Raw genomic sequence first — 9,293 nt, 5'->3', positions numbered from 1 at the left:
CTGCCTCACCACCCCCACCACCACCAGCTGTTCCCGCTGATCTCCGCGCATCCGGGCTGCGACGCGCCCGCCCGAAACGCGACGGTGCGAGAATGCCTGCATGACGGATGGCACCCTCGGCACCCCGCTCACCCCCGCTTCGACGCGCGCGCTCCTCCTCGGCGCGGGCGAGCTCGGCAAGGAGGTCGCGCTCGAGCTGCAGCGCCTCGGCGTCGAGGTCATCGCCGTCGACCGCTACGCGAACGCCCCGGCGATGCAGCTCGCGCACCGCAGTCACGTGGTCGACATGCTCGACCCGGTGGCCCTGCGCGCGGTGCTGGCGCAGGAGCAGCCCGACATCGTGATTCCCGAGGTGGAGGCGATCGCGACGCAGGTGCTCGCCGAGATCGAAGCGGAGGGACGCACCCGCGTCGTGCCGACCGCCCGGGCGACGCAGCTCACGATGGACCGTGAGGGCATCCGCCGGCTTGCCGCCGAGGAGCTCGGCCTGTCGACCTCCCCGTACCGATTCGCGGACACGTTCTCCGAGTTCGCGGCGGCCATCGAGGCGGTGGGCCTGCCCTGCGTGGTGAAGCCGGTCATGTCCTCGTCGGGGAAGGGGCAGTCGGTGATCCGGGAACCGGACGATGTCCAGGCCTCGTGGGACTACGCGCAGGAGGGTGGGCGCACGGGCCGCGGCCGCGTCATCGTCGAGGGCTTCGTGCCGTTCGATTCGGAGATCACGCTGCTGACGGTGCGTCACGTCGGCGGCACCGTCTTCTGCGAGCCGGTCGGGCACACGCAGGTCGACGGCGACTACCGCGAGTCGTGGCAGCCGGCGGCGCTCCCCGTGGCGGCGCTGGAGAAGGCGAAGGTCGTCGCGAAGACGGTGACGGATGCGCTCGGCGGCTTCGGACTGTTCGGTGTGGAGCTGTTCATCGTCGGCGACGACGTGCTCTTCTCCGAGGTGTCTCCGCGCCCACACGACACAGGCCTCGTCACGCTGGTGTCGCAGGATGTGTCGGAGTTCGCGCTGCACGCCCGGGCCGTCCTCGGCCTGCCGGTGTCGGAGCCGCTGCGGATCGGGGCTGGTTCCGGGGAGTCGGCTGCCGCATCGTGCGCGGTGCTCGCCGAGGGTACCGGTGTGCCGACGATCTCTGGCGTGGATGCTGCGCTCGCGGTCCCGACATCGCAGCTGCGCCTTTTCGGGAAGCCGAACGTCGCAGGCAAGCGCCGGGTGGCGGTCGCTCTCGCGCGCGGCGCCGACGTCGACCAGGCCCGAGAGCGGGCCCGGGAAGCCGCGGCGGCACTGAGGATCACGCTGAGCTGAGCGCTCAGCTCAGCGCCGGCGACTCAGCAGCGACACCTGCACCGCGAGGGCCGCGGCGATGATCACGAGCTGCACGCCACCCCAGAGCACGTAGCCGGTGGGGATGCCAACGGGCGACGTCCAGGCCGTCGAGCAGCTGCCGAGCTGCACGCCGAAGCCGATGAGCGACCCGAGGTCGAAGCTGGCGTCGGACTTGGAGCCCGAGCACACGCCCCACCCCTCGTGCGGCACGAGCAGGACGGTCGTCACGACGAGCAGGACGACACTCGCACCGATCACGGCGACCGCTTGACGAATGCCTTTTCGCTCTCCCAGATTCTGCATCCGCTCACTCTGGCAGATCCAGGCCCAGGCCTGCGTGCGCGCGCGCACGCGCACTCCGAGCTGCCTAGCCGTCGAGTCCCAGCTCGCGAACGCACTCGCGCAGGAACGCTGCCCCGGCGTCGTCGTGGATGAGGTCGCCGAACGTCACGACGTCGTACTCCTTCTCGAGGATCCCGTCAGCGGGCCGGACATCGACGTGCGCCGTGTCGTAGCCCGTCGCGTGCAGCTCGTCGGCCATCTTGTAGTCGCTGCGGGAGTCGCCGACCGAACGCCAGCGCTTCGGCAGCGCGCCGGCCGCCGCGAACTCGGCGAGCGCTCGCCGCGCACCGTGGTCCTTGTCGAGGTTCACGGACTCGATGTCGGTGGAGATGATCGTCGGGTCGATGCGGAACGGAACGAGGCCCTGCGCATCCGGCGCCTCGCGGTCGCCGTGGCGCATGCCGACGCCCTGCTGCACGGCGAGCTCGAACGCCACATCGTCGAAGGCCTTCTGCCGCTCGAGGTACGCGGCCGAGCTGACATCGGTGCGCTGCTCGACAGAGATCATGGCCTTCTTCGTCTCGTCGAAGACGAGGACATCGCTGAACTCGCCCTCGCCGAGCTCGCGGATCGCCGCGATGTACGCGGAGGGCGGCACGACCGACTCGTCGATCTGCAGCTCGCTCATCCCTTCGGGTGAAATCGCCGACCACGTTCCGCCCTTCTCATAGACCCCGAACATGCGGGCTCCCGGCTGACGCAGCGCGTCGGCGAGGCCGTTCTCGAAGAGCGGCTCGATGACGCGGTCGCGGATGAACTCCTCGGAGCGTCCCGTGATGAACGCGATGGGAACCCCCGCCGCGGCGAGGGTGACGAGGTCGTCGAGGATGCTCTGGATCGCGATCGTGCGGGTCACGGGGCTCGCGATGGGGCCGTCCACGTCGAGGAGCAGGCCGAGGTCTTGGGGTGAAGTGGTCACGTCTCATTGTGGCAGGGCGGCCGGGTCCGGGTCCAGGACGGGGGCGGGCGATGTCGTCGGCTCCTGCTACGTTGTGCGCTGGGGCGGCCATGGGAAAGGCAACCCTTATCTCGGAGAACTCGTCGCGATTCGGCGGTGCGGACAGAATGGGGATCGGCGTGCGCGTGTGGAAGTCATGGATCTGGCCCGGCATCAAGATCGCGCTCGTGGCTGTGATCGCCGTCGCACTCGTCAAGATCGCGTTCTTCAGCTCGGCACCCGAGGAGTCGGCGGCGCTGCCCACGGGTCAGGTCGTCGAACCCGTCATCAGTCCCGTGCTCGGCACGATCACGAACGACGTCACGTTGACGGCGAACGTGCAGGAGTCGCCGGCCGTCGACGCGAAGGTGCCCATGATGGGCACGATCGACACGGTGTACGTGACGCAGGGCGCGCGAGTCGAGGCGGGCGATGTGATCGCCGCCATCCGCAACGAGAAGACCCCGACGGCAGCAGCACCGTCGTCGCCGGAGGCGAGCGGCCAGCCGCAGGCGGCGCCCGCAGTCGAGCCCGAGTACGAGTGGAACGAGATCGTCGCCCCGACGGCCGGCACCATCACGAAGCTCAACCTCATCGAGCAGCAGCAGGTGACGGTGGGCGAGGCTCCGGTCTCGATCACCCCGGCGAGCTTCATCGTGAAGGGCACCATCCCACCGGCCCAGCTGTACCGTCTGGCGACGACGCCAGCGGATGCGCAGGTCACGATCACGGCGGGCCCAGCCCCCTTCACGTGCACCGAGCTCCGCATCGCCTCTGGCGCCGCGGCGAAGAGCAGCAGCGCCGCGGAGGACCCGAGCGGCGCATCCGGTGCAGCTGAGACGACCGACACGACGACGGTCACGTGCAAGGTCCCCGCCGAGGTCACGGTGTTCCCCGGGCTCGAAGCGAACGTCGTGCTGCACGGCGGCGTCGCCGAGAACGTGCTCACCCTGCCGATCACGGCGGTGAAGGGGCAGGCGGAGACCGGGGTCGTCTTCGTGCAGGGCGCTGACGGTGCGATCGAGGAGCGGCCCGTGAAGCTCGGCCTCACCGACGGCACGCTCGTGCAGATCGCTGAAGGCGTCGCCGAGACCGACATCGTGCTCGAGTTCGTGCCCGGCGCCGACCAGGCGAGCCCGGAGGAGTGCTACATCGACCCGATGAGCGGCGCAGAGATCTGCGGGATGCTGGGCGGCTGACGTGGCGTTCATCGAGCTCCGCGAAATCTCGAAGTCGGTGCGGGCCGCCGACGACAGCGAACTCCACATCCTGCGCGGCGTGAACCTGCAGATCGAGGAGGGCGAGCACCTCTCGATCGTCGGGCGGTCCGGGTCGGGCAAGTCGACGCTGCTGAACATCCTGGGCCTGCTGGACGCGCCGACGAGCGGGGAGCTCCTCTTCGACGGCAAACCCACCGCCGCCCTGCGCCTGCGGGCGCGCGACCGGATGCGGGGTGCTCAGATCGGCTTCGTGTTCCAGCAGTTCAACCTCCTCGAGGGGCGCACGGCGACGGAGAACGTGGCCATGCCCCTCCTCTACGCGCGCGACAGCTCCTTCTGGCGGCGTGACGCTCTCGCCAGGGAAGCGCTCACCGATGTGGGACTCGACCATCGTCTCGACTCGCTGCCGACTCGACTGTCCGGCGGGGAGCAGCAGCGCGTCGCGATCGCGCGCGCCATCGTCCGGCGCCCGCGGGTGATCCTCGCCGACGAGCCGACCGGTGCGCTCGACCTCGAGACCGGCGCCCGCGTCATGACGTTGCTCGCCGACATCTCGAAGGAGACCGGGGCCGCGCTCGTCACGATCACGCACGATGAGAGCGTCGCGGCCAGGGCCGACCGGATGCTGCGCCTCGACGCTGGCCTGCTCGCACCCTCGAAACCGGCCGTCGTGCCCGCGGAAGGAGCACCCGCATGAGCTGGTTCACGCAGATCGCCGGTGCCTTCATCGAAGCGTGGGACGAGCTGCGAGTGCACCGCGTTCGGGTGACGCTCGCGCTGGTCGGCATCGGCATCGCCGTGTTCGCGATCGTCGCGGTCACCGGGCTCGGGTCGATCACACGGCAGTCGTCGATCGAGATCTCCGAGCGATCCAGCGGGCGCCCCGCGAGCTACCAGCTGATGGTGAGCAGTGCGGCGACCGACGACAAGGTCGCTATCTACGAGGCGGCCTACAAGGCTGCGATCGAGCGGTACGGCATCACCTACCAGTCGACGTCGGGGTCCGCCATGACGCGCATCCAGTTCGTCGACGGTGTCGCGGACGTCGAGTCCACGATCGTCGATCCGGCGTACGGCGAGATGCATCGGGTGAAGCTCATCGAGGGGTCGTGGCTGACGTCCGACGACGCTGACCGATTGGCTCCCGCGGTCGTCATCAACGAGACCATGTGGAACCGGTTGGGCAACCCGTCTGTGGCCGAGCATCCGACGCTGCAGGTCGCGGGAGCTGCGCCGACGACGGCTGTGGTCGTCGGCGTCTCCGCCAACATCTACCCGGACTACCCAGAGCAGATGTACGTGCTGAGCGACGCCCAGCATCTCCTCGGGGCCAGCGCGGGCGGCGGCATGATGGGCGGGATGATGATGACGGGCGGCGCCTACGCCCCGCCGTCGATGGACGGCGACGAGGGGGCCACTGCGACGTTCCCGACCTACGAGCTGTGGCTGCCGCTCGAGAACCACGAGGAGCTGTCGAGCCAGATCGTGCGCGACCTGAAGGCGGCGCTTGGAGAGGGAGGCGCGGTCGACGCGCAGCGCACCGACTACCTGGCCTGGGGTGAGGACCCGTTCCTTGCCGTGCAGATCCTCGTGACCGCGGTCGGCGGCATCGTGTTGCTCGTCGGCACGATCGGCTTCGTGAACCTGTCGATCGTGACGGTGAAGCAGCGGGTGCGGGAGATCGGCATCCGGCGGTCGTTCGGCGCCACCGGTGGCCGAGTGTTCTTCTCGATCCTGCTGGAGAGCGTCGTGGGCACGCTGCTCGCAGGGATCGTGGGCATCGGGTGCGCGATCGTGACGTTGCAGAACCCGCTTGTGCAGGGGGCGATCACGGGCGGGCTTGGGCTCACCGACTCGGTGCCGTTCCCGGTGGATGCGGCGGTGCTCGGCATCGTCGTGAGCGTCGGAGTCGGCCTGCTCGCGGGGTTCATCCCGGCGGTCATCGCGACGCGCAGCAACGTGATCGACGCGATCCGGTCGTAGGGCGCTGCGTCGGGCCCTCGTGTCATGGGCCCTTGCTGCAGCTCTGACCTGGCGTCGGGCTTGGGGTGAAGTGCCGGCAGACGCTAGACCAGCTGCGCGTCGCCTGGCACGGCTGCGGGCGTCCCGAAGCGGAGCGCGGCGACGACGGCCCAGATGAGGAGGAGCGGCAGCGCGACGTAGGCAGCGGTCATGAGCGGTGCGCTCAGGGTGAGGAAGCCGGCGGCTGAGGCGAGGAGCGCGAGGATGGTCGCTCCGCTGACGAGCGTCGCCCAGACGGGGCGGCGGGCCTGGCCGAGCAGGACGACCAGCACGAGCGCGGCGAGGGCGAGCATCTTGATGCCGTCGACGACCTGGATGGTGGCCCAGACCTGCCCGGAGTCGAGGCCGAGCAGCGGTGAGGAGCCGTCGGAGGCGAGCCCGAAGGTGAGGAGTGCTTCGCCGGCGAGCTGGATGAGCGAGAGCACGAGGGTTGCGAGGCCCGCTCCTCGCGTGGCCCTGCGCAGCCGCTGGCTGCCGAGCAGCGTGGACATGCCGTAGAGGGCGACGGCTGCGAGGCCGTGCACGAGGGCGGCGTTGACGAGCACGCTCGGCGAGGTCGCGTAGGCCTCGGCGACGGCGGCTGAGCTGTCGGCCGGGGTGATGTCTGGGGCGCCGACGAGCAACCCGCTGATCCAGGCGGACACGTAGACGCCGCACCACACCCAGAGCGTCCGCTGGATCTCGAGCGTCGGGGCCGTCGCCGGTGTTGTCATGCGGCAACGCTAACCGGAGCGAGCGTACGGAGGCTGTGTTCGGCGCCGCGGCAGGCCGGCTCTGGCCGCGGCTCGTCGCGGACGGCGCCGCGGAATGCGCAGTGAGCGTTGCGGTGCGCTGCGGTGCGCGGCGAAAGAAGTGACACGCCAATCACAGAATGTCGGTGGTTCGGGAGACGATGCAGGTATGCAGAACGAACCGATCGACAACGAGGCTCCGCGGGCCGCAGCGCCTGGTCGCGCGGCTCGGCTTCGTGAGATGCGCCGGCGTCTCGCGGCCGGGCTCGGTGTCGAGCAGGGCGTCGTCGACGACGCCTGCCAGCGCGCCGAAGATCGCACGCGCGGCGTGCGGCGAGCGCTGCTTGTGCTCGCCCTCGCCGACAACCAGCGGCACCTGAATCGGCTCCACGGCGAGCAAACAGAGCTGCACGCTCGGGCGCTCGAGCTGGGGCTCCGGGGCGACGAGCTGGCCGGCACCTCGAGTCCCGCCCTGGAGGTGCGGTCGCTCGCGTCCGAGATCGCGGCAGTGTCGGGCAGGTCGCAGCGGTCGGTGCAGATCGAATTCGGTCGAGCGGATGCGATCGCCAATCGTTTCGAGCCCGTTCAGGAGGCGATGAAGGCCGGGGCCATCAGCCGCGCGCATGCGCTGGTGATCGTCGACGCGGGTCTTCGCATCACGCATCCCGACCCTGCTGAGCTCGAGCGTCGCCGAGAGCACTTTGCGCGCGTGGTGCTCGAGAAGGCCGTCTCGACGACCCCCGGTCGAATCAAGTCCTTCGCGGAGCGGGTCGCCGAGGAATTGACCGAGGAGTCACTCGATGAGCGCTTCGAGAGGGCCCGCCGTACCCGACGGGTGACGCTCTCGCAGCTCGAGGACGGCCTCGGCGAGCTGTCGGTCATCGACTCCTACGCGACGCTCGTGGCGATCTTCGACCGAACGACAAGGCAGGCGCTCGTCATCAGCGACGGCGAGCGACGGGCAGCAAAGGAACGCGCCGACGCGCACCCGACCGGCAACGACGCCGACGGTCAAGGCGAGGCGCGAGCCAACGGAGACCCCCAAGGCCCTGCCAACGGCCACGCCGATGGTTGCGATAGTGAGCCAGCCAGTGCGCTGGACGCCGGGAGCAGAGGCGACGATCCGCAGTCTGAGCCCCGTTCGCTGGACGAGGTGCGCGCGGATGTGCTCTCCGACAGCTTCCTTCGCGCGACGCCGGAGGAGTTGCGGGGCAGGGCTCCGATCAAGGCGAAGATCTCGATCGTCATTCCGGCTGAGACGCTGCTCGCACCCACCGGGTACAGAGTCGGTAGAGACGCCGCAGCCAGCACGGACGGCGCAGACGGCACGGTCGGCGCAGACGGCACGGTCGGCACCGACGGCACGGTCGGCACCGACGGCACAGTCGGCACCGATGGCACAGCCGGCGCAGCCCGGACAGGCAGCCCAGGCAGCCCCGACCGCACAGACCGCGGAGACCGCGGAGACCGCGGAGACCGCGGAGACCGCGGAGATGCTGCACGCCGGGGGAACCCCGGTCCTGGCCTTCTGAACGGCTACACCCCTGTTCCGACTGCGGAGGTGCGGCGCCTCATCGACGCGGCGCCCGAGTTCGAGCGCATCTTCACGGATCCCCTCAAGGGCACGCTGGTCGAGATCGATACGTACCGGCCGACGAGTGCGATGCGCCGCCGAATCGCTGTCCGCGATGGTCGCTGCCGTTTCGTGGGATGCATGATGCCGGCGAGCCGCTGCGACATCGACCACACGAAGGCTTGGGAGGAGGACGGCCCGACGAGTCTTGCGAACCTCGGCCACCTCTGTGGAGGCCACCACACGGGCAAGCACCACGGTGATTGGGAGGTACGACAGCTGCCCGATGGCGTCTACGAGTGGCGATCTCCTAGCGGTTTCGTCTTCCGCGACGCCCCAGTGCAGTTCGGCCGGCTCACCGCACTTCCGAACCCTGACCGCGGCGAGCAGTCGAGCGCCACCCAACCCAGTACCGACAGCGGCGGCCAAGTCGCCCTCCCGTCGACCGCTCCGGGCCTCGGCGACTCACGCAGCTCTGGCCGCGCCGACGACACCGCCGCTGCTCAGCGCGCGGTCGGTGGCGGCGACCTTGAGGAGGTTGGTGGTGGTGGCGGCGACCTTGAGGACGCGGGCGACGCAGCACAAGTGGGCGACGTCAGCGACGTTCGCGACCCGATCCGCGCTCGCCACGAGCACTGCCCAGGGGAACACGAGTGCGAGCGCGAAGACAGGGACGAGGACAGGCACGAGGACGAGGACAAGGCCAGGCACGAGGACGAGCACGACCTGCGGTCGCGGTTCCCGAAGCTTGGCTTCCTCGAGGAGTTCAGGAGGAAGCGCGCGGCGAAGAAGGCGGCCATCGAGTCGGGGTCGTCGCGTCGGGATCAACCTGAATTTCGTCCAACCGGGCAACGGGGCGACGAGGGAGGTGGCGACCAGCTGCGCGCCGAGAGCTCTCGGGGAAAACGTTCGGACTCGTCGGACGATCCGCCGCCCTTCTGAGCCCGGCTGGCTCGCCTGAGACCCGACGATCCCTCGTGACCGAGCCAGGCGCCCATCCCATCTGTTGTCCCTGAGCGCCCCTCGGATTCCCACCTAGCTCGCATGGAGGAGCTTTGGAGCTCGTCGTACATTGAGGGAGAAACGAGCGCGATGACACCCGCGGCTTCTCCAACGTCCGCAAGATCGAGCAGGCCGA

At 69.6% G+C, this 9,293-nt stretch carries 8 protein-coding genes; 5 read left to right on the top strand and 3 right to left on the bottom strand.

The window, feature by feature from the left end; genetic code table 11:
• The first annotated feature begins 100 nt into the window (after positions 1-100).
• Entirely contained in the window at positions 101-1,309 is a 1,209-nt protein-coding gene (gene purT, locus C5E07_RS18260; protein ID WP_104301394.1) for a formate-dependent phosphoribosylglycinamide formyltransferase, read from the top strand.
• A 9-nt stretch (positions 1,310-1,318) separates the two neighbouring features.
• Here purT and C5E07_RS18255 read toward each other — a convergent pair whose 3' ends face one another.
• Both C5E07_RS18255 and C5E07_RS18250 read right to left on the bottom strand, forming a co-directional pair.
• A complete protein-coding gene (locus C5E07_RS18255; protein WP_104301392.1) occupies positions 1,319-1,588 on the bottom strand; it encodes a hypothetical protein in 270 nt (89 codons plus the stop codon).
• Positions 1,589-1,697: 109 nt separating this feature from the next.
• Positions 1,698-2,591 carry a hypothetical protein gene (locus C5E07_RS18250; RefSeq protein ID WP_104301390.1) on the bottom strand — a complete coding sequence of 298 codons (894 nt, stop codon included), beginning with the start codon at positions 2,589-2,591 and terminating at the stop codon, positions 1,698-1,700.
• An 89-nt stretch (positions 2,592-2,680) separates the two neighbouring features.
• On the opposite strand from C5E07_RS18250, the gene C5E07_RS18245 reads away from it, so the two are divergent.
• The 3 genes from C5E07_RS18245 to C5E07_RS18235 are packed head-to-tail and all read left to right on the top strand — an operon-like array spanning position 2,681 to position 5,812.
• Entirely contained in the window at positions 2,681-3,808 is a 1,128-nt protein-coding gene (locus C5E07_RS18245) for an efflux RND transporter periplasmic adaptor subunit (protein ID WP_181058176.1), read from the top strand.
• Position 3,809: 1 nt separating this feature from the next.
• Positions 3,810-4,526 carry an ABC transporter ATP-binding protein gene (locus C5E07_RS18240; RefSeq protein WP_104301386.1) on the top strand — a complete coding sequence of 239 codons (717 nt, stop codon included), beginning with the start codon at positions 3,810-3,812 and terminating at the stop codon, positions 4,524-4,526.
• A complete protein-coding gene (locus tag C5E07_RS18235; RefSeq protein ID WP_104301384.1) occupies positions 4,523-5,812 on the top strand; it encodes an ABC transporter permease in 1,290 nt (429 codons plus the stop codon). Before C5E07_RS18240 ends, C5E07_RS18235 begins: the two co-directional genes overlap by 4 nt.
• Before the next feature lie 83 nt (positions 5,813-5,895).
• Here C5E07_RS18235 and C5E07_RS18230 read toward each other — a convergent pair whose 3' ends face one another.
• Positions 5,896-6,564, bottom strand: coding sequence for a hypothetical protein (locus tag C5E07_RS18230; protein ID WP_104301382.1), 669 nt, complete (start codon positions 6,562-6,564; stop codon positions 5,896-5,898).
• Between the two features lie 187 nt (positions 6,565-6,751).
• Between C5E07_RS18230 and C5E07_RS19590 the strand changes: the two genes are divergently transcribed.
• On the top strand, positions 6,752-9,097 hold the full coding sequence (locus C5E07_RS19590) for an HNH endonuclease signature motif containing protein (RefSeq protein WP_181058174.1): 2,346 nt from the start codon (positions 6,752-6,754) through the stop codon (positions 9,095-9,097).
• The last annotated feature ends 196 nt before the right edge of the window (positions 9,098-9,293 follow it).

Origin of the sequence: Pseudoclavibacter sp. RFBJ3, assembly GCF_002931375.1 — a bacterium.
Classification (GTDB): domain Bacteria; phylum Actinomycetota; class Actinomycetes; order Actinomycetales; family Microbacteriaceae; genus Pseudoclavibacter.
This window is presented reverse-complemented; position numbering and strand designations above follow the sequence as displayed.

Excerpts from the sequence above, each read along its gene's own strand:
- C5E07_RS19590 (WP_181058174.1), top strand. The coding sequence starts at position 6,752 with ATGCAGAACGAACCGATCGACAACGAGGCTCCGCGGGCCGCAGCGCCT.
- C5E07_RS18235 (WP_104301384.1), top strand. The coding sequence starts at position 4,523 with ATGAGCTGGTTCACGCAGATCGCCGGTGCCTTCATCGAAGCGTGGGAC.
- C5E07_RS18245 (WP_181058176.1), top strand. The coding sequence starts at position 2,681 with ATGGGAAAGGCAACCCTTATCTCGGAGAACTCGTCGCGATTCGGCGGT.
- C5E07_RS18230 (WP_104301382.1), bottom strand. The coding sequence starts at position 6,564 with ATGACAACACCGGCGACGGCCCCGACGCTCGAGATCCAGCGGACGCTC.
- purT (WP_104301394.1), top strand. The coding sequence starts at position 101 with ATGACGGATGGCACCCTCGGCACCCCGCTCACCCCCGCTTCGACGCGC.